General features: G+C 55.2%; 22 protein-coding genes and 4 tRNA genes. 16 read left to right on the forward strand and 10 right to left on the reverse strand.

Annotated elements, in window-relative coordinates; all coding sequences use genetic code 11:
* The first annotated feature begins 30 nt into the window (after positions 1 to 30).
* Together efp and ACQE32_RS13615 are read left to right on the forward strand one after the other, a co-directional pair.
* Complete coding sequence (gene efp, locus ACQE32_RS13610) at positions 31 to 597, forward strand: elongation factor P (RefSeq protein ID WP_085069833.1); 567 nt, start codon at positions 31 to 33, stop codon at positions 595 to 597.
* A 133-nt stretch (positions 598 to 730) separates the two neighbouring features.
* A complete protein-coding gene (locus ACQE32_RS13615; protein WP_085069835.1) occupies positions 731 to 865 on the forward strand; it encodes an entericidin A/B family lipoprotein in 135 nt (44 codons plus the stop codon).
* Positions 866 to 954: 89 nt separating this feature from the next.
* Here the strand turns inward: ACQE32_RS13615 and ACQE32_RS13620 are convergent, their stop codons facing one another.
* Positions 955 to 1,494, reverse strand: coding sequence for a lipocalin family protein (locus ACQE32_RS13620; RefSeq protein ID WP_426973236.1), 540 nt, complete (start codon positions 1,492 to 1,494; stop codon positions 955 to 957).
* Positions 1,495 to 1,692: 198 nt separating this feature from the next.
* Between ACQE32_RS13620 and ACQE32_RS13625 the strand changes: the two genes are divergently transcribed.
* The gene (locus ACQE32_RS13625; protein ID WP_427021937.1) at positions 1,693 to 3,141 is read left to right on the forward strand and encodes a flagellin; all 1,449 of its coding nucleotides are present in this window, start codon (positions 1,693 to 1,695) and stop codon (positions 3,139 to 3,141) included.
* Positions 3,142 to 3,145: 4 nt separating this feature from the next.
* On the opposite strand, the gene frdD is transcribed toward ACQE32_RS13625, so the two are convergent.
* From frdD to frdA, 4 genes are read right to left on the reverse strand one after another with little or no spacing between them, the layout of a single operon-like run.
* Entirely contained in the window at positions 3,146 to 3,499 is a 354-nt protein-coding gene (frdD, locus tag ACQE32_RS13630) for a fumarate reductase subunit FrdD (protein ID WP_426973239.1), read from the reverse strand.
* Positions 3,500 to 3,509: 10 nt separating this feature from the next.
* Entirely contained in the window at positions 3,510 to 3,905 is a 396-nt protein-coding gene (frdC, locus tag ACQE32_RS13635; protein WP_427021938.1) for a fumarate reductase subunit FrdC, read from the reverse strand.
* A gap of 10 nt (positions 3,906 to 3,915) precedes the next feature.
* Positions 3,916 to 4,650 (reverse strand): succinate dehydrogenase/fumarate reductase iron-sulfur subunit, encoded by a 735-nt coding sequence (locus ACQE32_RS13640; RefSeq protein ID WP_250650978.1) that lies wholly within the window; start codon positions 4,648 to 4,650, stop codon positions 3,916 to 3,918.
* Positions 4,643 to 6,433: a fumarate reductase (quinol) flavoprotein subunit gene (frdA, locus tag ACQE32_RS13645; RefSeq protein ID WP_427021939.1), complete on the reverse strand. Its 1,791-nt coding sequence runs from the start codon at positions 6,431 to 6,433 to the stop codon at positions 4,643 to 4,645. Before frdA ends, ACQE32_RS13640 begins: the two co-directional genes overlap by 8 nt.
* 210 nt (positions 6,434 to 6,643) lie before the next feature.
* Between frdA and epmA the strand changes: the two genes are divergently transcribed.
* Positions 6,644 to 7,621: an elongation factor P--(R)-beta-lysine ligase gene (gene epmA / locus ACQE32_RS13650; RefSeq protein ID WP_085069850.1), complete on the forward strand. Its 978-nt coding sequence runs from the start codon at positions 6,644 to 6,646 to the stop codon at positions 7,619 to 7,621.
* 53 nt (positions 7,622 to 7,674) lie between these two features.
* Here the strand turns inward: epmA and mscM are convergent, their stop codons facing one another.
* The 3 genes from mscM to rsgA form a co-directional block, all read right to left on the reverse strand.
* Positions 7,675 to 11,001, reverse strand: a complete 3,327-nt coding sequence (mscM, locus tag ACQE32_RS13655) for a miniconductance mechanosensitive channel MscM (RefSeq protein ID WP_427021940.1) — start codon at positions 10,999 to 11,001, stop codon at positions 7,675 to 7,677.
* A gap of 9 nt (positions 11,002 to 11,010) precedes the next feature.
* The gene (gene asd / locus ACQE32_RS13660; RefSeq protein ID WP_427021941.1) at positions 11,011 to 11,910 is read right to left on the reverse strand and encodes an archaetidylserine decarboxylase; all 900 of its coding nucleotides are present in this window, start codon (positions 11,908 to 11,910) and stop codon (positions 11,011 to 11,013) included.
* Between the two features lie 104 nt (positions 11,911 to 12,014).
* Positions 12,015 to 13,070, reverse strand: a complete 1,056-nt coding sequence (gene rsgA / locus ACQE32_RS13665) for a small ribosomal subunit biogenesis GTPase RsgA (RefSeq protein WP_426973245.1) — start codon at positions 13,068 to 13,070, stop codon at positions 12,015 to 12,017.
* Positions 13,071 to 13,228: 158 nt separating this feature from the next.
* On the opposite strand from rsgA, the gene orn reads away from it, so the two are divergent.
* From orn to ACQE32_RS13690, 5 genes are all read left to right on the forward strand, one after another.
* Positions 13,229 to 13,771, forward strand: a complete 543-nt coding sequence (gene orn / locus ACQE32_RS13670; RefSeq protein ID WP_250650972.1) for an oligoribonuclease — start codon at positions 13,229 to 13,231, stop codon at positions 13,769 to 13,771.
* 150 nt (positions 13,772 to 13,921) lie between these two features.
* A tRNA-Gly gene (locus tag ACQE32_RS13675) sits at positions 13,922 to 13,997 on the forward strand.
* A gap of 147 nt (positions 13,998 to 14,144) precedes the next feature.
* Positions 14,145 to 14,220: transfer RNA gene (locus tag ACQE32_RS13680), tRNA-Gly, on the forward strand.
* A 148-nt stretch (positions 14,221 to 14,368) separates the two neighbouring features.
* Positions 14,369 to 14,444: transfer RNA gene (locus ACQE32_RS13685), tRNA-Gly, on the forward strand.
* 149 nt (positions 14,445 to 14,593) lie between these two features.
* Positions 14,594 to 14,669, forward strand: a tRNA-Gly gene (locus ACQE32_RS13690).
* Between the two features lie 312 nt (positions 14,670 to 14,981).
* Here the strand turns inward: ACQE32_RS13690 and ACQE32_RS13695 are convergent.
* Both ACQE32_RS13695 and queG read right to left on the reverse strand, forming a co-directional pair.
* Positions 14,982 to 15,353, reverse strand: a complete 372-nt coding sequence (locus tag ACQE32_RS13695) for a hypothetical protein (RefSeq protein WP_426973246.1) — start codon at positions 15,351 to 15,353, stop codon at positions 14,982 to 14,984.
* Positions 15,354 to 15,713: 360 nt separating this feature from the next.
* Positions 15,714 to 16,853 carry a tRNA epoxyqueuosine(34) reductase QueG gene (gene queG, locus ACQE32_RS13700; RefSeq protein ID WP_250650971.1) on the reverse strand — a complete coding sequence of 380 codons (1,140 nt, stop codon included), beginning with the start codon at positions 16,851 to 16,853 and terminating at the stop codon, positions 15,714 to 15,716.
* Between queG and nnr the strand changes: the two genes are divergently transcribed.
* From nnr to hflX, 7 genes are all read left to right on the forward strand, one after another.
* Positions 16,852 to 18,375, forward strand: coding sequence for a bifunctional ADP-dependent NAD(P)H-hydrate dehydratase/NAD(P)H-hydrate epimerase (gene nnr / locus ACQE32_RS13705; RefSeq protein WP_426973248.1), 1,524 nt, complete (start codon positions 16,852 to 16,854; stop codon positions 18,373 to 18,375). The two genes, queG and nnr, sit on opposite strands and share 2 nt — an antisense overlap.
* The gene (gene tsaE, locus ACQE32_RS13710) at positions 18,372 to 18,848 is read left to right on the forward strand and encodes a tRNA (adenosine(37)-N6)-threonylcarbamoyltransferase complex ATPase subunit type 1 TsaE (protein ID WP_426973249.1); all 477 of its coding nucleotides are present in this window, start codon (positions 18,372 to 18,374) and stop codon (positions 18,846 to 18,848) included. Before nnr ends, tsaE begins: the two co-directional genes overlap by 4 nt.
* Positions 18,848 to 20,503 (forward strand): N-acetylmuramoyl-L-alanine amidase AmiB, encoded by a 1,656-nt coding sequence (amiB, locus tag ACQE32_RS13715; protein ID WP_426973251.1) that lies wholly within the window; start codon positions 18,848 to 18,850, stop codon positions 20,501 to 20,503. The genes tsaE and amiB overlap by 1 nt, the downstream gene beginning before the upstream one ends.
* An 85-nt stretch (positions 20,504 to 20,588) precedes the next feature.
* A complete protein-coding gene (gene mutL / locus ACQE32_RS13720; RefSeq protein WP_426981884.1) occupies positions 20,589 to 22,529 on the forward strand; it encodes a DNA mismatch repair endonuclease MutL in 1,941 nt (646 codons plus the stop codon).
* Entirely contained in the window at positions 22,522 to 23,472 is a 951-nt protein-coding gene (miaA, locus tag ACQE32_RS13725) for a tRNA (adenosine(37)-N6)-dimethylallyltransferase MiaA (protein WP_427021942.1), read from the forward strand. Before mutL ends, miaA begins: the two co-directional genes overlap by 8 nt.
* A 102-nt stretch (positions 23,473 to 23,574) precedes the next feature.
* Positions 23,575 to 23,886: an RNA chaperone Hfq gene (gene hfq, locus ACQE32_RS13730; RefSeq protein ID WP_103059170.1), complete on the forward strand. Its 312-nt coding sequence runs from the start codon at positions 23,575 to 23,577 to the stop codon at positions 23,884 to 23,886.
* A gap of 80 nt (positions 23,887 to 23,966) precedes the next feature.
* On the forward strand, positions 23,967 to 25,247 hold the full coding sequence (gene hflX, locus ACQE32_RS13735; RefSeq protein ID WP_426973256.1) for a ribosome rescue GTPase HflX: 1,281 nt from the start codon (positions 23,967 to 23,969) through the stop codon (positions 25,245 to 25,247).
* The last annotated feature ends 45 nt before the right edge of the window (positions 25,248 to 25,292 follow it).

Genomic DNA, 25,292 nt, shown 5'->3' on the forward strand with positions numbered 1-25,292 from the left:
AAGTACCAGTATTAATTGTAGAGGGCCTTTATGGCGACTTATTCTAGCAACGATTTTCGCAACGGTCTCAAAATCATGTTCGAAGGCGAACCTTACGCTATCGAATCCAGTGAGTTTGTTAAACCGGGCAAAGGCCAGGCGTTCGCACGCGTTAAGATGCGTCGTCTGCTGACCGGCAAGCTGATCGAAAAAACTTTTAAATCTACCGACTCCGCCGAAGGCGCTGACGTGGTGGATATGAACCTGACTTACCTCTATAACGACGGTGAGTTCTGGCACTTCATGAACAATGAAACCTTCGAACAGCTGGCTGCTGATGCGAAAGCCGTAGGTGAAAATGCGAAATGGCTGCTGGATCAGGCCGAGTGCATCGTGACCCTGTGGAACGGTAGCCCGATTGCCGTTACGCCGCCGAACTTTGTTGAGCTGGAAATCGTTGATACCGATCCGGGCCTGAAAGGCGATACCGCAGGTACTGGCGGCAAACCGGCCACCCTGACCACCGGCGCGGTGGTGAAAGTTCCGTTATTTGTGCAGATCGGCGAAGTGATCAAAGTCGATACGCGCTCTGGCGAATACGTATCTCGCGTAAAATAAGCTTTTATCAGGCGCATCTCCCGGATGCGCTTTTTTATTGCGAGTCATTTCCTTTGCGGTTACGGGCAAGCTGTTAATTTCCGGCTATGCTTTATTTGCTGTACTTTCAACTGTAACCAACAAGGAAATGGCTATGTCTAAGAAAAGTATTGTTGCTATCTTTTCCGCTCTGATTCTTACTACTCTGCTCTCCGCTTGTAATACTACGCGCGGCGTAGGCGAAGATGTTGAAGCTGGCGGTGAGGCGATTCAGCGCGGCGCCCAGTAAATTGAACGGTGCGGAACGCTGTTCCGTACCGGCATTTTAGCCTGCCCGCACCGTTAATACTCGCTCACCACTCTGCTTTAATTACCCGTTTACGGTGCCGTCACGCCGTCCTGTTTTACCCATATCAGCTTATCCACCGGGAAACCGGCCGTGCGCGCCTGTGCGGTGAGTTGCTGTTTAATGGACTCATCCAGTTGCGGAGTTCGCGACAGGATCCACAGATAATTATGGTTCGGCCCGCAGACCAGTGCATAGCGATAGTCGCTGTCGAGCGCAATCACGTTATAACCAGCATAAAACGGGCCAAAAAAAGAGACTTTGAGTGCCGCACGCTGCGGCGAACCGGTAAAGTAAGCTTTTCCGATGCTCTCTTTCCAGCGCTGCTTTTCAGGGCTGTAACCGCGATTAATGACCTTCAGACCGCCATCGTCCCGTTTGCTGTAAGTGGCAGTGACGTGATCAAGCCCGCGTTCGAAGCGGTGATCGAGACGGGCAATTTCATACCAATGTCCCAGATAGCGATCGGCCTCAAAGTTCTCCACTACCGTGACATTTTTGGGCGGCGTCGTACTGCAGGCGACCGAGAGCAGGGCACCTACGCTGGCAATAAAGCTTTTCCACAATGACATAATGCTTTCCTGATAAGTTTTAACGGCTTAAGTATAGGACGTCAAAACGTGACGCGCCGTTAACTCAAAAAAAATCAGTGGATCTGCAAAAAAGCCGCGCGATGCCTGGCGGTAAGCCTGTGTAAACCCGTTAAAGCCATCTGTTTCTGCGCCGATAACCTTTCTACTCTAATAACAGTCAGTGAAGAATTTCTTATCATGGCGACCATTAACACCAATCTGTTATCAGCCAATGTGCTGAAAAATCAGGCAAAGGACGCCTCACAGCTTAGTCAGACTATTGCACGACTTTCATCGGGACTACGTATTAATAACGCGAAAGATGATGCTGCCGGTCAGGCAATTGCTAATCGTATGACTGCCAATCTTGGTGCCGATAAGGTTATTGGCCGTGGGCTGGATGATGGCATCAGCCTGTCGGAAACCGCTGACGGCGGACTGGACTCTATTTCCCAGCTGTTGATCCGTGCGAAAGAGCTGGCAATCCGTTCGGTGAACGATGCGTTATCTGACAGCGATCGCCAAAGTTTGCAGGATGAGTTTCAGCAAATCAGCGACACTATCGATCAGATCGCCGGTAACACAGAAATTTTCGGTAAGTATCCGCTGGCTCCGGCGCAGGCGGAACTGCCGCTGAAGCTGGGCAATGTGTCGTCAGCAAACAGTAAATTTCCGGTGCCAGGTGCCAACTATAGTTTTACGTCCGGGATCGTTTCACTGACTTATATTCCGGCGGGCGCAACCAATATTAATTTGCGCATCGACTCTTACTCTTACGATGACGATATCCAGATTTTTACCCGTGACGGCAAACATCTGACCGGCACGGCGCTGCAGGGCAGCGATGCTGATTCCACCTGGCTCAGCAAAGGGGTTTCCAGTGCGGCCCAGGCTGACAGCAGCGTGATTACCGAAGCGAATGGCTTTTTGCCAGGCGCCAGCTATGATGACTCTCTGTTGTCGCAGGGAGGCAGCAGCTATAACATCAATGGCAGCGCCACTCAGAATTATAACGGCATGACCATTACCTATAGCGGCGATGGTGATCGTTATGAAGATGCCAGCACCGGCGGCTACAACGATGGCACCGTCTCCACCGGCAATTCACGGGAAAATATCGCGATTGATAACGTGACCGAAGACCTGCTGATCATGGTGGTGGGCAATGGCTCTTTTGCGGCGCGTATGACCTGGGGAAATATGCCAACGCCAACCTATACGCCCGCAGAACCGGTCAAGGTCAGTACCCCCACGCAAATTGTAACCAGCGCCAATTTTGGCGACGATTTGCAAACCAAAACCATCCCGCCGACGCCTTCCGATAGCGCCTCGTTAGGACTGGCAGCAACGCGCCTTAATCCAAAAGAAGAGGCGTCAAAAGCGCTGGGCGCGCTGGATACGGCGCTGCAAACCGTTAGCGGCTATCGTGGCGAATATGGCAGCACGATAAATAGTCTGGAATCAACCCGGGCAACGCTCTCCGCGCAAACGCAGGCGACCACCGCAGCGCGCAGCCGTATCATGGATGCAGACTATGCGCTGGAAGCCAGTAATCTGACGAAAGCGCAGATTATTCAGCAGGCCAGCAATGCGGTGCTGATCCAGGCGAACCAGCAGCCGCAGATGATGCTATCGTTGTTGAAATAACGGCTTACAGCGTTAAAACGCCGATAGCGGCCACCACCGTAAGGATCGCCGCCAGCCCATAGAACCACCATTTGCTGGCGGGAATAGAAAACTGAAGATCGTGCGCGCCATGATGCAGGCGATGCAGCGCGCACCATAACGGCAGGACGATCGTCAGCAAAATCAGCCCGCGACCGGGCATGGTAGCGGCAAACTGCCGAATACGCTCATAGCTTAGCGCGTCCTCCGGCCACCAGCCCAGCGGCAACAGCAGACCAATCAGCAGAACCGCAACCGGCGATACCACGGCCGCCCACATTCCTCCCGCGCTAAACAATCCCCAAAACAGCGGCTCATCCGATCGTTGTGGTTGTTGCATTGTTTCCTCCTTATTGCGCCAGAGCCAGCCACAGTGCTGTCAGCGTTACCAGCAGAGTGACGATCCACAGAGCGAAAATAATCGGCTGCGGCTTCAGCTTTTCACCTTTCACCATCACAATGGCTGCCCTGGGCGCCAGCCCAAACCAGGTTTTGCTGTGCAGCAGCGCGGCGGCCAGCGTCGCCAGGTTGAACAGCAATATCGCCGGATGCTGGAGAAAATCCACAAAGCTCGCCCAGGATTCAGGGCCTCCCTTCAGGGCATAGAGGCCGAAAATCAGCTCCAGGCTAAACCATAGCGCAGACAGAGCGGTGCCTTCACGCAGCATATAAAAGCGATAAAAAGCCAGCTGCCGCCACCAGTTGGTTGATACCGGCGCCAGATAAGGTTTGCGTTTACTTATCATTCACAGCTCCTTAGTGCGGTTTCAGTCGGGCAATCAGATAATCTTTGGCGCTAGCCACCTTGCCCTGCTGGATAGCCGCAGCCGGATCGACATGTTTAGGGCAGACTTCAGAGCAAAAGCCAACAAAGGTACAGGGCCAGACGCCATTGTCGCCGTTTAACAGCGGCATACGTTCAGCCTTGCCGCGATCGCGGCTGTCCAGATTGTAGCGATGCGCCAGGGCGATAACGGCCGGGCCGATGAACTGCGGATTAAGGGCAAACTGCGGGCAAGCGGCATAGCACAGGCCGCAATTAATACAGCCGGAAAACTGATGATAGCGCGCCATCTGCGCCGGGGTTTGCCGGTTGGCGCCCTGCGCCGGAACGCGTGGATTGCCAATAATGTACGGCTTAATCGCCTCCAGGCTGGCGATAAAGTGGCTCATATCCACCACTAAATCGCGCTCAACCGGGAAATTAGCCAGCGGTGCAATGCGCAGGCCCTCCGGGTAATCACGCAAAAAGGTTTTACAGGCGAGTTTAGGAATACCGTTAACCATCATGCCGCAGGAGCCGCAAATCGCCATGCGGCATGACCAGCGCCAGGCCAAGTCCAACGCCAGGTTATCTTTGATATAACCCAGCGCATCCAGTAACGAGGTTTGTTCATCCCATGGCACCGCAAAGTGTTCATCATGCGGTTTAACGTCCTGTTCCGGGTTATAGCGCTGGAGAGTGATATTCAGAGTCGGCTGTTTATTCATGAGGCGTCTCCTGCGCCTGCGCGGCGTCCGCCTGTGCGCCATATAAGCGCTGGGCAGGCGGCAGGCGGGTAATGGTTACCGGGGAGGTTTCGATGCGCGGCGCGCCATCGGCGTTAAAGAAGGTCAGCGTATGATGCAGATAATTTTGATCGTCGCGCTGTCGGCAGCCCTCATCCAGCCGCTGATGAGCGCCGCGGGACTCTTTGCGATGCATCGCCGCATGCGCCATACATTCGGCTACGTTCAGGCTATGCTCCAGCTCAAGGCTGTAAAGCAGTTCCGTATTGAAAACGCTGCTGCTGTCGCTGATATGCAGGCGCTGGTAGCGCGCTTTTAAATCCGCCAGCGTATCGATCGTCTGCTGCATCAGCTCAGGGGTGCGATAAATCCCGCAGCCCAGTTCCATACTGCGGCCCATCTCATCACGCAGCGCGGACCAGCGCTCTGTGCCTGGCTGATTAACACGCGCCAGCAGGCGCTGTTCCACATCTTTCGCCTGCGCGGTTAACGCCCGCTCGCTGCTGGCAGGATTCTCCAGAGCCCGTTCCGCCGCCTGTTCGCCAGCCAGACGCCCAAACACCACCAGCTCCGCCAGCGAGTTAGATCCAAGCCGGTTAGCACCATGCAGGCCGATGGCGGCACACTCTCCGGCGGCAAACAGCCCATTGATACGCGTTTCGCCGCGCGCGTCGGTTTCAATGCCGCCCATGGTGTAGTGCGCCGTCGGACGTACCGGAATCGGGGCGGTAACCGGATCCACGCCAACGTAGGCTTTGCTCAGCTCACAGATAAAAGGCAGCCGCTCATGCAGTTTCCTGGCACCGAGATGACGCAGATCGAGATGAACCACTTCGCCGCGCGGGCTGGAGAGGGTGCGGCCCGCCTGCCACTCATGCCAGAACGCCTGCGACACTTTATCGCGCGGCCCCAGCTCCATATATTTGTTTTTGGGCTGGCCGGGCGGCGTTTCCGGCCCCAGGCCGTAATCCTGCAGATAGCGATAGCCATCCTTATTCACCAGAATTCCGCCTTCGCCACGGCAGCCTTCCGTCATTAAGATGCCGGAGCCAGGCAGGCCGGTAGGGTGGTACTGCACAAACTCCATGTCGCGCAGGGGAACGCCGTGACGCAGCGCCATGCCCATGCCGTCACCGGTAACGATGCTGCCGTTGGTGTTATAGCGGTAGACACGTCCGGCACCGCCGGTGGCCAGCACTACGGCGTTGGCGCGCAGCGTGACCAGCGTGCCTTCCATCATATTCAGCGCCACCAGACCGCCGACACGCCCCTCATCCACCAGCAGATCCAGGACAAAGTGCTCATCGAAGCGGCGAATTTGAGGATATTTCAGCGAGGTCTGAAACAGCGTATGCAGCATATGAAAGCCGGTTTTATCAGCGGCAAACCAGGTACGCTCGATTTTCATGCCGCCGAAGCGACGCACGTTAACCGTACCGTCCTGTTTGCGGCTCCATGGGCAACCCCATTGTTCCAGCTGGATCATCTCCTGCGGACAGTGCTGTACAAAGTAATCCACGACATCCTGCTCGCACAGCCAGTCGCCGCCAGCAACCGTGTCGTGGAAATGGGCATCAAAACTGTCATGCTGCTGGGTAACGGCGGCGGAGCCCCCTTCGGCAGCCACGGTATGGCTACGCATAGGATAGACTTTTGACACAAGGGCAATGGACAGCTGCGGTTGCGCAACGGCAGCGGCAATCGCCGCTCGCAAACCCGCGCCGCCCGCGCCGACAACCACCAAATCGGCCTGAATGCTCTGCACGGTGACCTCCCGTCGAATGTTTGATAACTCTTTTGGGGTAGGAAGTATATGCCACCTGGAGAGGCGCAAAATTGACCTGCTCAGGTATTACGGTGGGAAAGCCGGCCTGGTCCGGCGGAATAAAGTTTGTTGGATTTATCAGCCGATATTTGTTTGATAACCATGATACGAGTAGACTGCATCCCCTTGTTTGACTGAGGAGTAAACCCCATGAGCGAGACGGCAAGCTGGCAGCCGAGCGCACCCATCTCTAACCTGTTGAAACGCGCGAAAATCCTTGCGGAAATTCGACGTTTCTTTGCCGATCGCGGCGTACTGGAGGTGGAAACCCCGGCAATGAGTCAGGCAACGGTAACCGATATTCATCTGGTCACCTTCCAGACCCGTTTTGTCGGACCCGGCGCTTCGCAGGGGTTAGATCTCTGGTTAATGACCAGCCCGGAATATCATATGAAGCGTCTGCTGGCGGCAGGCAGCGGGCCGATCTACCAGATGGGCCGCAGTTTCCGTAATGAAGAAGCGGGACGTCACCATAATCCGGAGTTCACTATGCTGGAGTGGTATCGCCCGCATTATGATATGTACCGCCTGATGAATGAGGTAGACGATCTGCTACAGCAGGTGCTGGAGTGCCAGCCGGCGGAATCGCTCTCTTATCAGCAGGCGTTTATCCGTCATCTGGAGATTGATCCGCTCTCGGCGGATAAGGCACAGCTGCGTGAAGTAGCCGAGAAGCTGGGCGTAGGCGATTTAGCGAATGCCGAAGAGGATCGCGACACGCTGCTGCAACTGCTGTTTATGTTGGGTGTGGAAACAAAGATTGGTCAGGATAAACCCACCTTTATTTATCATTTCCCGGCAACGCAGGCTGCGCTGGCGGAAATCAGCACCGAGGACCATCGTGTCGCGGAGCGGTTTGAAGTCTATTTCAAAGGGATCGAGCTGGCGAACGGCTTCCGTGAACTGACCGATGCGCGCGAACAGCGTCAGCGCTTTGAACAGGATAACCGTCGTCGCGCCGCGCGAGGCCTGCCGCAGCAGCCGATTGACAACAATCTGCTGGCCGCGCTGGAACATGGCATGCCCGCCTGTTCTGGCGTCGCGCTTGGCGTTGATCGTCTGGTAATGCTGGCGCTGAAGGCGGAATCCCTGAGCGAAGTGATCGCTTTCCCGGTTGACCGCTGTTAAACCCATCCGGCAGGCGTGCGTTTAACGCCGCCTGCCGTTAAGCCAGCGATCGACTACAGCCCGCCCGATTTAAAGGTATGCGAGGCGGGTGAGCCGTTACTGGCTGGATTCCGCTTCGCCGCCGTCTCCATACGTACCTGGAATGGCGGGAACGGCATCTCAATATCGTGCTCACGAAAGCCCTTCAGGATCAGCTGATGCAGCTCATGACGCAGCGGCATACGATGTACCATCTCCGCCGCGTGAATACGTAGCTCAAACAGCTGGATCCCCTGCTGCAAATCCACCAGAAACACTTCCGGCACGGGCGTATCCAGCACATAGGAACAGCGTTCGCAGGCGCGTTGCAAAATCGTCGTAACCTGTTCGCTGTCTACGCCCGCTGGCGCAGGCACGGTAAGCACCACGCGCGTTACCGAGTCAGAAAGCGACCAGTTAACAAATTGCTCGGTAATAAACGCCTTATTCGGCACGATAATCTCTTTGCGATCCCAGTCGGTAATGGTGGTTGCACGCGTATTAATGCGCGTAATGCTGCCGGTGAGATCGCGGATAGTCACCGTATCGCCAATGCGAATCGGCTTTTCAAACAGAATAATCAGGCCGGAAATAAAGTTGGCGAATATCTCCTGCAGGCCGAATCCCAGCCCTACGCCCAGCGCCGCCACCAGCCACTGCAGTTTCGACCACTCAATACCGATCATGGAGAAGCCCATCAGGCCGCCAATCAGCAGCAGCAGATATTTGGTCAGCGTGGTAATGGCGTAGCCGGTGCCGGGCGTCAGGTTAAGATGCTGTAACAGCGCCAGCTCCAGCAGAGCGGGCATGTTACGCACCAGCTGCGTGGTTACAATAAAGATCAGAATCGCGATCAGCACCGAGCCCAGCGTAATCGGATGCAGGCTCTCCACGCCCTGTACCGTACTACTGACGTCCCACAGGCGAATATTCTCCAGGAAAGCGAAGGCTGAATGGATTTCAGACCACAGTACTATTACCGAGAGCAGCGCTATCAGCGTCAGTATCGAACGCACCAGACGCAGCGACTGCGCGCTAATGGCATCCAGATCGATCACCGGTTCGTCAATCTCGACGGCGTCCGCCGTTTGTGCGGTGGTTTCTTCTTCACCGCGCGCGCGTTGTGCCAGCATTTCAGCACGACGCTGACGCGCGCGATCAAAGGCGATGCGGCGGCGCTGAATCAGCATCCAGCGGCGAATAATATGGTAAATCACCAGCAGCAGGAACCAGATGGCGACGGAGGTTTCCAGCCGCGCCAGCAGCGCCTGGGCCGTAGCCAGGTAGCCGGTGCAGGAGGCGAGTGCCGCCGCCAGCGGAATACAGATCAGGATATTCCAGAAGATCCGGTTAAGAACGTTATCACCGCTGCCTTCATTATCCAGCCAGAGCGGAATACCGGCGCGTTTCAGGCTGACCGTAACCAGGCTCAGCGCCCCACAGATCAGAATAAAGCACAGTCGTCCCAGCGTGGCGGAAAACTGGCGATCCTCCAGATTTGCGAAGGTGATCAGTAACATAATCAGCGGAACCATCAGACCGATAGAGAGCGAGTAGTAGCGCATCGCGCGTGCGACCCGCAGCTGCGGCCAGCGGAAATGAACGATAAATAAGCCGTTCGAACGCGCAAAGGCGGCGCTGATCATAAAGGCCCACAGCAGCGGCAGCGTGGCGGTAACGCCATCGCCAATGGCGACCGCCACCGGATAAGGCCAGGCATGTTGCAGACCAAAACCAAAGGCGGCCCACAGTACCGGCAGGGGCAGGGCAACCAGAATGGACCAGAAAACGGTGCGCAGCGTCAGGGTGAAATGATCCTGCGTTACTTTGCCCACGCGGCTGGCGGAGCGCGCCAGAAAAGCGTTGTAATGACGGCGCGAGCTGATGCTGAAGCCAACCAGCAGCACGGCGCCCAGAATCGGCAACACCGTTTCACGATTGGTTATCATCATCATCAGCGCGCCGCCCAGCTGGCCCAGCGTATCCAGCGACAGCAGCCTGGTCAGGTCACGCGCCACTTCCAGCGGGTAGCTCAGGCTCAGAGGATTGACATCGGCGGTCCAGAAAAGATAGCGGTGGGCGGCCTCTTTGATTTCACCCAGTGCATCCTCCAGCTGGCTGTTGGCGACCTTCAGCTTGGTAACTTCCAGAATCAGGGTGTCGCAGCCGGAAATCAGCGAGCCGAGCAGCTCCCGCTGGGTTTTGATCTGAGCATCAAGAATACGGTTCTGCTCACTGGTCAGCGGCTGGCCGTTTTCCTGCTTCAGCTGGCGCAACTGCTGCTGCTGACTGAGCAAGTCTTCATAATGCAGGCGCTGTACCCGTAGCTGCCCCATCTCACTATCCAGCTGCTGTGAAATCGGCATTTCCGGCAGGCGCGCCACCTGGGCGCGCAGCGCCTCGCCAAGTAAATTAGACGCGCCAAGCCACTGCGACTGCTCGCGAATAGTGCTGAGCGCCTGACGTACCTGAATGGTTTGGTTGGTGGCCTGCCGCTGTTGCGAAGCAATTAGATCAAGGCGTTGGGCCTGCTGATTGAGCGCGGCGGAAAGCTCACGGTTAACATGAAACTGCTCGGTGATAGATGCTGGCAGATCGCCGCTGTTTTCCGCCAGTTGTTCGGTACGCGCCAGCGCCAGCTCCGCTTCATGCTGGCGCAGACTGTTTAACTGATTACGCAGTGCCTGCAGGTAATCATCCAGCTGCTCCGCTTTTTTCTGATGCACTTCGGCGCGCATGCGCGCCAGCTCCTGGCGATTGTTCGCCGACAGCTGTGCCAGCTCTAATTCGTTAACGCGCGCTTTTAAGGCCGCCGACTCCGCCTGGCTTGCATAACTTTGTGCGTGAGCGAGAGCGCCCGATGCGGCAGAAGGGGCCTGCAGGGCGCGATCGCTTTCGCTTAGCGCACGCCGCGCTTCGGTTTGCTGCTGCGGTAGCTGACCAAGCGAATCACTGATCTCTCTGGCGCGATCCTGCTCCTGCTGCGCCTGACGCCCTTCCTCCAGCAGCTGGCTGCTGATTTGCAGGATCTCCTGCTCCAGCTCAGCGCTGCTCATCCCGTTGCGTAGCGAGCGCGCACTATCGTTCAGACCGGCAAGCTGCTGGCGCAGTTCACGCGCCAGTTTAGGAAAATCATCAATGACTTGCTGATATTGCTTTGCCCGCTCCAGCGACTCGTTGCGGGCTTCAAGAAAGCTCAACGCTGATTCCAGCGTTTGTATCACTTCAGCCTGAGCAGGCGTGGAGCGGGCGGATTTCGCCAGCTCCAGCTCCTGGCGCACCAGCGCCGCATCGGGTGCGCTGGCAGCGAAGGCGGACAGGGTGAAAAGCGAGAAAAAAAGAAAACAGAGAATCAGGCGCACGCTAGAGTCTTATTGGTGATGTAAAACGGTTTCCGCATCGGTACGCGCCAGAGCTATAGCCATCGGCTGGCCAAGACGCGTTTTGCTTTCAGCCTCCAGACTTTCTGCCAGCTTAATGCGACCCGGTGCGAACAGATTAATAACGGTGGAGCCAAGCTTGAAGCGACCCATTTCCTGACCTTTCAGCAGCACTACCGCGCCTTCTGCATCGGCACCCGGCCAGCTCCAGCGTTTAATCACCCCTTCACGCGGCGGCGTAATGGTGCCCGCCCACGCGGTTTCAATACTGCCGACAATGGTAGCGCCAACCAGAATCTGCACCATCGGGCCAAACTCGGTATCGAAATAGCAGACAACGCGTTCGTTACGGGCAAACAGGTTGGGAATATTACGGGCAGTAAGTGGATTTACTGAATAGAGATCGCCCGGCACGTAAATCATTTCGCGCAGGATACCGTTGCAGGGCATATGTACGCGGTGGTAATCACGCGGTGCAAGATAAATAGTGGCGAATTCGCCGTCGCGGAACTGAGCCGCCATCTGACGATCGCCTGCCAGCAGCGCTTCCAGGGAATAGTAGTGGCCTTTTGCCTGGAAAATGGTTTCGCCTTCAATATGGCCTAACTGGCTGATGGCGCCGTCGGCCGGCAACACCAGCAGGTTCGGATCGGCATCAATCGGACGCGCTTCATCGCGCAGCGGACGGACAAAAAAGTCATTGAAGGTACGATAGCTGGCGGTATCTGGCTTTTGCGCTTCGGACATATCGACCCGGTAGAACCAGACAAAGATATCGATCACTGCTTTAGTCAGCCAACCGGCACGTTTGCCAGCCGCCCAGCCAGCCAGCTCGGTGAGCCACTTTTTAGGGAGCAGATGATTCAGGCCGAGTTTAATTGAATCCAACACGTTAGCCTCCTGGCTTAATCACACGACGTTGAAGAAAAAGGGGGCGAATTGTAGCAGCGACAGCCCGTTTAGGCTAACGCGCCGATGATGCCATAATTGCAGCATTAGTCTTCGCTGTTACCAAAGTTTTTACGCGTTTTTACCTGCGCCATGCTCTCCAGAATGCGGTGATAATTTTCGAAGCGGGATGCATGAATCATCCCGTTTTCCACGGCTTCACGGATGGCGCAGCCGGGATCGTTATCATGCTTGCAGTCACGGAATTTGCAGCCGCCTAAAAATGCACGAAACTCGATAAAACCCTGAGTAATTTGTTCCGGCTCCAGATGCCACAGGCCGAACTCGCGCACGCCGGGCGAATCAATCACGTCGCCGCCATGCGGGAAATGGTACAGGCGCGCGGCGGTGGTGGTGTGCTGGCCTAATCCGGAGACGTCAGAGACATCATTGGTCAGGATCGTTTGGTCGATCAATTCCAGACCGAGCAGCGCGTTAAGCAGGCTCGATTTCCCCACGCCTGACTGACCGGCGAAAATACTTATCTGACCGGTTAACGCGGCTTCAAGATCGGCAAGACCCGATTTTTCATAGCTGGAAACCATCAGCACGCGATAGCCGATATGGCGATAAATATCCATCTGCTCATTGACAAAAGCGCGGCCTTTATCATCCAGCAGATCGGTTTTATTCAGCACCAGCACCGGTTCAATACCGAGCGTTTCACTGGCGACCAGATAGCGATCGATAATATTCAGCGACAGTTCAGGCACAATAGCGGAAACAATAATAATCTGATCAATATTGGCCGCAATGGGTTTGACGCCGTCATAAAAATCGGGACGCGTCAGCACCGTACGACGCTCATGTACCGCTTCAACAATGCCTTTTACCGTTGCGCCGCCTTCAACGCCAGGACGCCAGAGAACACGATCGCCGGTAACCAGAGAGCGAATGGTGCGGCGAATATTGCAGCGGTGAACCTCGCCCGCGCTATCTTCCACGTCCGCATGCATGCCGAAGCGGCTAATGACAATGCCGTCCTGCGCTTCACCAAACAGGCTGTCATCTGGTTCAGGCTTATCCGCACGCTGTTTTAATCGACGTTCGTGGTTGGCGTTAACGCGACGCTGCTGGCCTTTAGACAGTTTATTTTTACTCACTCTTCCTCACAGGGATTCCGACGGTTTCGCCTTGTCAGGCAAAACGTCTATGATACACCGTGGGCTGAATTACGGCGAGCGACGCGGCGCGGCTTTGCGCGGTCTCTTGCCGTTCAGCCTGATAAACCAGACTGAGACTGCCAACTGCGGGATAAAACATGGGAAATGAAAACAACCTTATCTGGATCGACCTGGAAATGACCGGGCTGGATCCGGAACGCGATCGTATTATTGAAATTGCGACGCTGGTAACGGATGCCAATTTAAATATCCTGGCGGAAGGGCCAGTGCTGGCAGTACATCAGAGCGCGGAACAACTGGCGCTGATGGATGAATGGAATGTGCGCACTCATACGCAAAGCGGGCTGGTGGAGCGCGTCAAAGCAAGTGAATATGGCGATCGCGAGGCGGAGCTGGCTACGCTTGAGTTTCTGCGTCAGTGGGTGCCAGCTAACGCTTCGCCGATTTGCGGCAACAGCATTGGGCAGGATCGTCGCTTCCTGTTTAAATATATGCCGGAGCTGGAAGCCTATTTCCACTATCGTTATCTGGATGTCAGCACGCTGAAAGAGCTGGCGCGACGCTGGAAGCCCGAAATTCTGGCGGGCTTTAAAAAAGCAGGCACCCATCAGGCGCTGGACGACATCCGTGAATCAGTAGCGGAGCTGGCCTACTACCGCAGCCATTTTTTACAGCTGTAGCGCCAGAATAGGCTAAAAAAGCGGCGTTTTGCCGCTAAAATCAGCAAATGCATCGAAAGCGCAAATTTTTGCCCTCAAGGGCTTGCAGGGCAAAAGTTTTCTCGTATAATGCGCTCCCCGTACCGATGAAGATTTTAATCGGCTACGCAGGCGGGAATAGCTCAGTTGGTAGAGCACGACCTTGCCAAGGTCGGGGTCGCGAGTTCGAGTCTCGTTTCCCGCTCCAAATTTGAAGGGTGTTGAAAAAACACAACGTATCCTGGTCAGGATTTTGGGTCGCAGCAAAACGGCAACGGAACGAACTCAGGAGCTTACTGAAGTAAGCAACCGGAGTGAGTGAAGAGAGCCAGCGCAGCCTGAAAAGAAAGATTATGCGGGAATAGCTCAGTTGGTAGAGCACGACCTTGCCAAGGTCGGGGTCGCGAGTTCGAGTCTCGTTTCCCGCTCCAAATTTGAAAGGTGTTGAAAAAACACAACGTATCCTGGTCAAGGTTTTGGATTGCAGCAAGGCGGCTACGGATCAAACCTCAGAAACTTACTGAAGTCAGCGCCTGTGGTAAGTGAAGAGAGCCGGTACAGCCTGAAGAAAAAGATTATGCGGGAATAGCTCAGTTGGTAGAGCACGACCTTGCCAAGGTCGGGGTCGCGAGTTCGAGTCTCGTTTCCCGCTCCAAATTTGAAAGGTGTTGAAAAAACACAACATATCCTGGTCAGGATTTTGGGTTGCAGCAAAACGGTAACGAAACGAACCGCCAGGAGCTTACTAAAGTAAGCAACCGGGGTGAGTGAAGAGAGCCAGCACAGCCTGAAGAAAAAGATTATGCGGGAATAGCTCAGTTGGTAGAGCACGACCTTGCCAAGGTCGGGGTCGCGAGTTCGAGTCTCGTTTCCCGCTCCAGTTTCATCATCGGTTTACCTCCTTTTATCCTTATCTTCCCTGCTATTATTTTATCTCTGTTTTGTCGTTGTGTTTCCGTCACCGTTTCTCCTGTACGATTTCATCCGTTTTAGCACATCTCACGTCTCTTTTTGCTGCCGTTGCATGGCGCTGAAAAACGTTATGCGTTAACCCGGCCGCATCCATCGCATAGAACATACCGTTTGCGCACTGATTGTCCCTTAAGCCAGCGCAGCCGTCTTCAGGCAAACCGGCTGTCACGCAGCCAGCAAGAAGGGATTCTGGACGGCTCGCCAGATCCTGACCGACGGTTCAGCCAAACACCTCTGCTGTAACCAGCATGGGATCATTCAGTCGTCCGGGGCTTTTCAACGGCAAAAAGACCACAACATCAACGGCGAATTCAGTCAGGAAAGTGGAGAACGTATCCATAGCGAAGAGGAAAAAGTAATTTTTAAAGGCTGATATTTTATTGTGATACAGGCATTTTTTTAACGGAAGTATCCTGGAGTAATAAGGGATCTCCTGCCTGGCAATGGAAAAAATGGCGGGTTGAATATTGCCAGGGAAAAGGGCTTGTATTTGCCTGGCAATACGTCCATAATCCGTGCCCTCTTCAGTGCCAGCGAAGGGCGCGGATTCAATTTCACTAGTGCCATACCGCCGCTTTTGGGTGAGATTCATTCGCAGTGAAAGGGTATCAGGCTACTCACTATCCTTGCTATAAGAATGATGGTTTTCTCGTTCATAAGGTGTAAATGTTATCCACAGCGGTAAGCGGCGTCACACAAGACACAACACCAGAAGTCAAATCTGTTTAAACAGACTTATCCACAGGATAGGTTTCTCTTCGCTTGCATGAAGCCATTATTGTTTGCTTACAATATTCTGATAACCATTTGAAATATATGAATATGATAATATTTCAATTTGTTATGCTGGCCGCTTGCGCTTCTTGTTTCAGTTGAATGACAACGACTTTTTATTTTTATACACAGCTTGTGGAAAAGTCATTGCGCTTAGCGCGGGTGATTATATAAGCAGTTATGCATCACGCGGCAATCCCTTTTCAATGGCGCGCACCAGACGTTTTTGCTGTGGTCGCTGCACCTCAATAGCGTTTTCTGCCCGTTTAATCTTTTGCTGCTCCAGCGCCCAGTGAATATGCTCATCCAGCATGGGATTTTCGCCCAGACGGCTGGAAAGCGCCGCGATATTTTCCGTATCCCAGGGCGCATTGCCCAGCGCGACGGCGATATTACGCAGCCAGCGTAAATGTCCGATACGGCGAATTGCCGAGCCTTCCGTAACACGTAAAAATTTCGCCTCATCCCAGGCAAAAAGCTCGGTTAACGGTGGCGCATGCAACGCGGCGCGCGGGCTAAAGTCATCCTCATCGCTTAACTGACCGAAACGATTCCACGGACAAATCAGCTGGCAATCATCGCAGCCGTAAATACGATTGCCGATAAGTGGGCGAAACGCCTCCGGGATCGCACCTTCCAGCTCAATTGTCAGGTAAGAGATGCAGCGGCGCGCATCCACCACATAAGGTTCAACAATCGCACCGGTTGGGCAAGTGGTGATACAGGCGACGCAGCGGCCACACTGTTCTTGCTGAGGGCGATCGACCGGCAGCGGCAAATCGATCAGCAGCTCGCCAAGGAAAAACCAGGAGCCCGCTTCGCGGTTAAGTATAAGTGAGTGCTTACCTGTCCAGCCGAGACCTGCTTTGGCCGCCAGCGGGCGTTCCAGAATTGGCGCTGAATCAACAAACGGGCGAAAATTAACCGTTTCGCAGCGCTCACGTATTAAATCGCCGAGCTTTTTCAGTCGATTGCGTAATACTTTGTGATAGTCGCGGCCTAAAGCGTAGCGGCTGACATAACCCAGGCGGGGATTTTTTAGCGTGCTGGCAAAGGCGGCTTTTGCCGGCAAATAATTCATCCGCACGCTAATTACGCGCAGGGTGCCTGGCAGCAGTTCATGCGGGCGGGCGCGCATCATGCCATGCCGCGCCATCCATTCCATCTCGCCATGATACTGCTTATCCAGCCAGGCCTGCAGACGCGGCTCTTCCAGGCTGAGATCGGTATCGCAAATGCCGACCTGCTGAAAGCCGAGCGACAGTCCCCACTGTTTTATATCCTGAGCAAGCTGTTGAAGATCGAGAGGGTGTGACATGACTGACCATACTGAGAGAGAAAACGCCCACAGTTTACCACACTCCGTGTGGCCTGCGCAGGCGCTGCGTCAGCTGGAAACCGAAGGCGCTGATCATCTTGGTATCACGCTTTATGAACTGATGCTGCGCGCCGGTCACGCTGCTTTTGATACGGTTCGCCAACGGTGGCCGCACGCCAGACACTGGCTAATATTATGCGGGCAGGGGAATAACGGCGGCGATGGCTATGTTATTGCGCGACTGGCGCAGGCGGCAGGCTGCCAGGTGACGCTGCTGGCCTGCGAAAGCAGCCGTCCGCTGCCGGAAGAGGCCCAAAGCGCGCGCGCGAGCTGGCTGGAGGCGGGCGGAGAAATTCATGCGGCGGATGCTATCTGGCCAGAGCAGGTGGATATTATCGTGGATGCGCTGCTTGGTACCGGACTAAATCGCGCGCCCGCTGTGCCTTATGATGCGTTGATTGAGAAGGCGAACCGGCATCCGGCACCGATATTTTCTGTGGATATGCCTTCCGGGCTGGTCGCGACCAATGGCAGCGCGCCGGGCGCGGTGATTGAAGCCGCCATGACGCTGGCGCTGGTGGCGCTTAAGCCTGGCCTGCTTACCGGCAAAGCGCGCGACTATGTCGGTGAGTTGCGTTATCACGCGCTGGGGCTGGAAGAGTGGCTTAGCGGCCAGCAGGCGCCAATGGCGCGCTACGATGCGCCATTCCTGCCCCACTGGCTCCAGCCGCGCCGTGCAACATCCCATAAAGGCGACCATGGACGCCTGCTCGTCGTGGGCGGCGATCGTGGAACGGCAGGAGCGATTCGCATGACCGCAGAAGCGGCTTTACGCACCGGCGCGGGTTTAGTGCGAGTGCTTACTCACAAGGACAATATTATTCCCATTCCTGGCGCACGCCCGGAGATTATGGTTGATGAATTAACCGACGAGGCGCTACAGCAACAGCTGGAATGGGCCGATGTGATTGTTATCGGACCGGGACTCGGTCAGAAAGCGTGGGGTAAAAAAGCCCTCAGCCAGGTAGAAAATTCTCAGAAACCGATGCTATGGGATGCTGACGCACTTAACCTGCTGGCATTCAATCCCGATAAACGTCAGAATCGTATCATTACGCCGCACCCCGGTGAAGCAGCGCGGTTGCTGAACCTGAAAACCAAAGAAATTGAAAGTGACCGCTTACTTGCAGCTCAGCGTCTGGTAAAACGCTATGGCGGTGTCGTGGTGCTGAAAGGCGCGGGCACCATTATTGCCAGTGAGAGCGGAGAAATGGCGTTTGCCGATGTGGGAAATGCCGGCATGGCCTCGGGCGGTATGGGCGATGTTTTGTCGGGCATTATTGGCGCACTGTGCGGCCAGCATTTGACGCTGTATGATGCTGCCTGTGCGGGCTGTGTCGTACATGGAGCGGCAGCGGATGCTGTGGCGGCGCGCGTTGGCACGCGTGGTATGTTAGCCACTGACCTGTTTTCCGAGCTGTATCAATTCGTTAATCCTGAGATGTTAAACATTAAAGCATGAATACCTGTGTTATCGCATTGCCTGACGAGGCGGCAACCCTCGCTCTGGGCGCACATCTGGCCCGCGCCTGCGACAGCGCGGCGGTCATCTATCTTTATGGCGATTTAGGGGCAGGGAAAACCACCTTTAGTCGCGGCTTTTTACAGGCGTCAGGTCATCAGGGTAATGTCAAAAGCCCTACCTATACGCTGGTTGAGCCTTATCAGCAGCTTGCCCGGCCGGTTTATCATTTCGATCTCTATCGCCTGGCCGATCCGGAAGAACTGGAGTTTATGGGCATTCGCGACTATTTTGCAGGCGATGCCATCTGTCTGGTGGAGTGGCCGCAGCAGGGCGCGGGCGTGCTGCCTGAACCCGATCTCTCTTTGACGTTAAGCTACGTTAATCAGGCGCGCGAGGCGGCGCTGGTGGCGCATTCACCGCTGGGAGAACGCCTGATTTCACAGGTGTTAAACCATAAGGATTCCGCATAATGGCACGCATCAAGGTTATGCTGTTGATGCTGCTGTGCCTGTTATCCTGTACCACGCTGGCAGCTAACCTGTCCGATATTCAGGTATCAAACGGTAACACTCAGGCCACGATAACCCTTAGCTTTAACGGGCAGCCAGTCTACGGCTTTTTCCCGCTGCATAACCCGGATCGCGTGGTGCTGGATATTCGTCAGTCCGGCGTGATCAAAGGTTTGCCGCTTAATTTTAGCGGCGATAACCTGGTCAAGCGTATCCGCACCAGCCAGCCCAAAGATAACCAGAGCATTCGGTTGGTATTTGAATTGACGCAGCGCGGCAAAACCCGCGCATCCACGCAGCGCGACGGCAATAATTATAAGGTGGTATTTACCATTACCGGCAAGCCAGCCGCCGTTACGCCTGCGCCGGTCAGCAGCGCCCCACGCTCTCGCCCTCAGCCAACCGCACCGGCGCATAATCCCTTTGACGGCAATAAAGTGACGGCGGTGTCCAACACCAACAGCCGGGTTTCGCCGGGCCGGAGCAACAGCGTTGCCAGTGATACGGTGATTGTCGCCATTGATGCCGGACATGGCGGTCAGGATCCGGGCGCGATTGGCATGAACGGCCTGAAAGAGAAAAACGTCACTATCGCTATCGCCCGTAAGCTAAAAGCGATGCTTAATGACGATCCGATGTTTAAGGGCGTGTTAACCCGCGATGGCGACTATTTTATCTCGGTTATGGGGCGTTCCGATGTGGCGCGTAAGCAAAACGCCAATCTGCTGGTATCCATTCACGCGGATGCCGCACCGAACCGCAGCGCACGCGGCGCTTCAGTTTGGGTGCTGTCAAACCGACGAGCGAACAGCGAAATGGCCAACTGGCTGGAGCAGCATGAGAAACAGTCGGAACTGTTGGGCGGAGCGGGCGATTTGCTGGCCAACAGCCAGGCAGATCCCTATCTGAGCCAGGCGGTGCTGGATCTGCAGTTCGGTCATTCGCAGCGCGTGGGTTACGATGCGGCTACCAAAGTGATTCAACAGCTACAGCAGGTAGGGGCGCTGCATAAACGCCGACCTGAGCATGCCAGCCTTGGTGTACTGCGCTCGCCGGATATTCCGTCACTGCTGGTTGAGACGGGCTTTATCAGTAACCCTTCGGAGGAACGTCTGCTGGGCAGCAGTGCGTATCAGGAGAAGATTGCCAGGTCGATTTACCGTGGCCTGCGTAATTATTTCCTGGCGCATCCGTTACAATCTGTCCCAAAGCAGGAAAACCGACCGTTGGTGTCCTCAACGGCGGTTGAAGCAGAAGCGAACAGCAGCCGCTCCTCGCTAAGCTATAGCGGCCCGGTGAAGCGTCATGTGGTAAAGCGTGGCGAGACGTTGTCTGGTATTGCGGCGCACTATGGCGTTTCGATGAGCACCCTGACGCAGCTGAACAAGCTTAAAAAACAGAGCGTTTGGGTAGGCCAACGGCTTAAAGTACCGACCAGCGGCACGGTAAGCTCAGCGGCAAACCGTGGTCCGCTGCGTCATAAAGTGGTGCGCGGTGACTCGCTGACCGCTATCGCGGTACACTATGGCGTCAGCGCGCAGGCTATTATGCAGGTCAATAATATGAAGTCGACTAACGTTATGCTGGGACAAACGCTGAAAATCCCCGCCTCCTGATAATAGCTTTGCTTGCCGCGCGTTTGTTTCTCGCCAGCCTCTACGGAGGCTGGCGCCATTTCCGCCCGATTAAGGATACTGCGCTATGCCCATTCAGATCCTGCCTCCTCAGTTGGCTAACCAGATTGCTGCCGGTGAAGTGGTTGAACGTCCAGCGTCGGTGGTGAAAGAACTGGTAGAGAACAGCCTTGATGCTGGCGCCACGCGCATTGATATTGATATCGAAAAAGGCGGCGCAAAGCTGATCCGCATCCGTGATAACGGCTGCGGCATCGATAAGGAAGAGCTGGCTATGGCGCTGGCGCGTCACGCCACCAGTAAAATTACCTCGCTGGATGATTTAGAAGCGATCATGAGCCTCGGCTTTCGCGGTGAGGCGCTGGCCAGTATTAGCTCGGTTTCACGTCTGACGCTAACCTCGCGCACCGCCGATCAAAACGAAGCCTGGCAGGCGTACGCGGAAGGGCGCGATATGACAGTAACGGTAAAACCGGCAGCGCATCCGGTCGGCACCACGCTGGAAGTGCTCGATCTCTTCTACAATACGCCCGCCCGACGCAAGTTCCTGCGTACAGAGAAAACCGAGTTCACCCATATCGATGAAGTGGTGCGCCGGATTGCGCTGGCACGCTTTGATATCGCCATTTCCCTGACGCACAACGGTAAACTGGTGCGACAGTATCGTGCGGCGACCCAGGAGAGCCAGCAGTTGCGGCGTCTGGGCGCAATCTGTGGCGCAACCTTTATGGAACATGCGCTGAAAATCGAATGGCAGCATGGCGATTTAATTCTGCGCGGCTGGGTTGCCGATCCGGCTGGCGCACGTCAGATCAGCGAGCTGCAGTACTGTTATGTAAATGGCCGCATGATGCGCGATAAGCTAATCAATCATGCGATCCGCCAGGCCTATCAGGAAAAGATAAGCGGAGAGCATCAGCCCGCCTATGTACTCTATCTGCATATCGATCCTCATCAGGTGGATGTGAATGTGCATCCTGCCAAGCATGAGGTACGTTTCCACCAGTCACGCCTGGTACATGATTTTATCTATCAGGGCGTGATTTGCGCCTTGCAGGAAAGCGGGGCGGAAAGTCTGCCGTTAACCGCAGAATCAGAGACGCAGCCGCGCTGGCAGCCGGAGAATCGCCCGGCAGCGGGCGGTAATCATTTCTCCAGCCCGCCTTCGACGCCAGAGGCAGTACGCCCGCCAACGCAGCTGTCGTCGCGTCATCTTGATTCCCCGACGGAGCACCACGCCGCGCAACCGGCAGGGGCGGCTGCGCGTGGGAACCACGGCGGCGGAACGGCGCGCGCCGCCGGCGGCCCGTCAGGCTGGCCGCAGCAGCAGCCGGGCTATCAAAAGCGCGAAGGCGCGCTTTACCAGCAACTGTTGCAAACGCCCGCACCCCGCACAGAAGAAGCCGCGCCTGTCACATCGCCTGCGGCGGGCCCGGCACCTTTACCCGCGCATAGCCAAAGCCTGGGACGACTACTCACCGTGCTGCATGATAACTATGCGGTGGTGGAGCGTCAGGGCGGACTGGCTCTGGTGGCCTTGCCCGTTGCGGCGCGCTGGCTAAGGCAGGCTCAGCTGGAGCCGGGAACGGAAGGATTGAAACCGCAGCCGCTGCTGATTCCGGTGCGGCTAAAGCTGGCTGCGCCAGAGCGTCAGGCGATGCAGCAGCGTACCGAATTGTTGCAACAGTTTGGTATTGATTTGCAAAGTGATGGACAGCATGTGACTCTGCGCGCGGTGCCTTTACCTTTGCGCCAACAAAATTTACAAAACTTGATTCCAGAACTGTTAGGCTATCTCGCCCGTCAGCAGGAAATTTCTTCGGGCCAGCTTGCACAATGGCTGGCACGACAGGCTGAGGCAGAGCTTACGCCCTGGAATCACTCGCGGGCGATTGCGCTGCTGGCGGAAGTCGAACGGCTTTGTCCGGCGCTATTAAAATCGCCGCCTCCAGGTTTATTACAACCGATCGACACAGAAACGGCGTTAAGCGCTCTGAAGCATGAGTGAAAGTGAAATGGCGGGCCGGCCTAAGGCTATTTTTCTGATGGGGCCAACGGCCTCTGGCAAGACAGCGTTAGCGATGTCGCTACGTCAACGCTTGCCGGTTGAGCTGATTAGCGTGGATTCTGCTCTGATTTACCGTGGTATGGATATTGGCACCGCCAAGCCAACTGCGGAAGAGCTGGCGTTGGCGCCTCATCGTCTGCTGGACATTCGCGATCCGTTGGAAGCCTACTCGGCTGCTGACTTTCGGCGTGATGCGCTGGCGGAAATGGCGGATATCGTTTCAAAAGGGCGAATTCCGTTGCTTGTTGGTGGAACCATGCTCTATTTCAAAGCGCTACTGGAAGGATTGTCGCCGTTGCCCTCGGCCGATCCGGAAGTACGCGAACGAATTGAGCAAACGGCGCGTGAACTGGGTTGGGACACGCTGCACCGTCAGTTATGTGACATCGATCCCGTTGCTGGTGCTCGTATTCATCCGAATGATCCCCAGAGACTCTCGCGAGCACTGGAAGTTTTTTTCATTTCGGGTAAAACTTTAACGGAACTGACGAAAACCGCGGGTGAGGCTTTGCCTTACGATGTGGTTCAGTTTGCTATCGCTCCGGCGAGCCGTGAATTATTGCATCAGCGTATTGCGTTACGTTTTGAGCAAATGCTGGCTTCAGGTTTTGAAGCGGAAGCGCGTGCGCTGTTTGCACGAGGAGATTTGCATACGGATTTGCCTTCCATTCGTTGTGTTGGCTATCGCCAGATGTGGTCATACCTTGAAGGCGACATTAATTACGACGAAATGGTTTATCGGGGAATTTGCGCCACCCGGCAACTCGCGAAGCGCCAGATTACCTGGCTTAGAGGCTGGCAGAATGTTCACTGGCTTGACAGCGAACATCCAGAGCTGGCTCTCAGCAAGGTATTACAGGTTCTTGGTGCGAACCTTGGGTGAATGTGTACAATTGAACCGTTATCGTGCGCAAATTTTTTTACGCAGTATTTAGAGCCGTAGGGTTCTCAGTAATAAACAACAAGCATATAAGGAAAAGATAGAATGGCTAAGGGGCAATCATTACAAGACCCGTTCCTGAACGCACTGCGTCGCGAGCGTGTTCCGGTTTCAATTTATTTGGTGAATGGTATCAAACTGCAAGGTCAAATCGAGTCTTTCGATCAGTTTGTTATTTTGTTGAAGAATACGGTAAGCCAGATGGTGTATAAGCACGCTATCTCCACCGTTGTCCCGTCCCGTGCAGTCTCCCATCATAGCAACAATGCAGGTGGCAGCAGCAACTATCATCACGGCGGCAATAATCAGGCAGCGCAATCGCAGCCACAACAGCAAGACGGTGACAGCGCTGAGTAAGCCTTTTCATCGTTCTGCCAAAACGGGGAATGCATTAATGACCTTCCCCGTTTTGGTCAATCTATTAGAGAGGTTTAAGCTTGTTTGACCGTTATGATGCCGGTGAGCAGGCCGTACTGGTACACATCTGGTTCTCGCAAGACAAAGAGACGGAAGACCTGCAAGAATTTGAAACGCTGGTCTCTTCCTCAGGCGTCGAAGCGCTGCGCGTGATAACCGGTAGCCGCAAAGCGCCACATCCCAAATATTTTGTCGGTGAAGGTAAAGCTGTCGAAATCGCTGAAGCGGTGAAAGAGACCGGAGCATCAGTGGTGCTGTTCGATCATGCTTTGTCACCCGCTCAGGAACGTAATCTTGAGCGTCTATGCGAATGCCGTGTGCTGGACCGCACGGGATTGATTCTGGATATTTTTGCCCAGCGCGCCCGCACTCACGAAGGTAAATTACAGGTAGAGCTGGCTCAGCTTCGCCATCTCGCTACGCGTCTGGTACGTGGCTGGACCCACCTTGAGCGTCAAAAAGGGGGGATAGGCCTGCGCGGACCGGGTGAAACCCAATTAGAAACTGACCGCCGGTTGCTGCGTAATCGTATCAGTCAGATTTTGTCGCGCCTGGAACGCGTAGAAAAACAGCGTGAACAGGGGCGTCAGGCACGTGCCAAAGCGGATATTCCAACGGTTTCGTTGGTGGGCTATACCAACGCCGGAAAATCCACGCTGTTTAATAGCGTCACCTCTGCGAATGTTTATGCCGCCGACCAGCTATTTGCTACTCTCGATCCAACGCTGCGCCGTATCGACGTCGCGGATGTGGGCGAGGTGGTTCTGGCCGATACGGTAGGCTTTATCCGTCATCTGCCGCATGACCTGGTCGCAGCCTTTAAAGCGACGCTGCAGGAAACGCGCGAAGCAACGCTACTGCTGCATGTTATCGACGCTGCCGATGTCCGGCTCGATGAAAATATCGAAGCGGTAGAGGCGGTGCTGGAAGAGATCGAAGCCGATGATATTCCCGTACTGCAGGTAATGAACAAGATCGATATGCTGGACGGCTTTGAGCCGCGCATCGATCGCAACGATGAAAACCAACCGGTTCGGGTCTGGCTCTCTGCCCAAACGGGCGTAGGTTTGCCGCTGCTGTTTCAGGCGCTAACCGAACGGCTCTCTGGTGAAATCGTACAGCAGCAGCTGCGTTTGCCTCCTGAACTGGGACGTCTGCGTAGCCGTTTTTATCAGCTGCAGGCGATTGAGAAAGAATGGAATGAAGAGGATGGCAGCGTAAGTATGATGATACGCATGCCCATTGTTGACTGGCGCCGCCTGTGCAAACAGGAACCGACGCTGGTGGATTATATTGTTTGAATGATGTTGCCTGAGAGGCGTATCCCGGACTGGGATACCACCGCA

The organism is Pantoea sp. FN0302, from assembly GCF_050113775.1.
GTDB classification, from domain to species: Bacteria; Pseudomonadota; Gammaproteobacteria; order Enterobacterales; family Enterobacteriaceae; genus Mixta; species Mixta alhagi.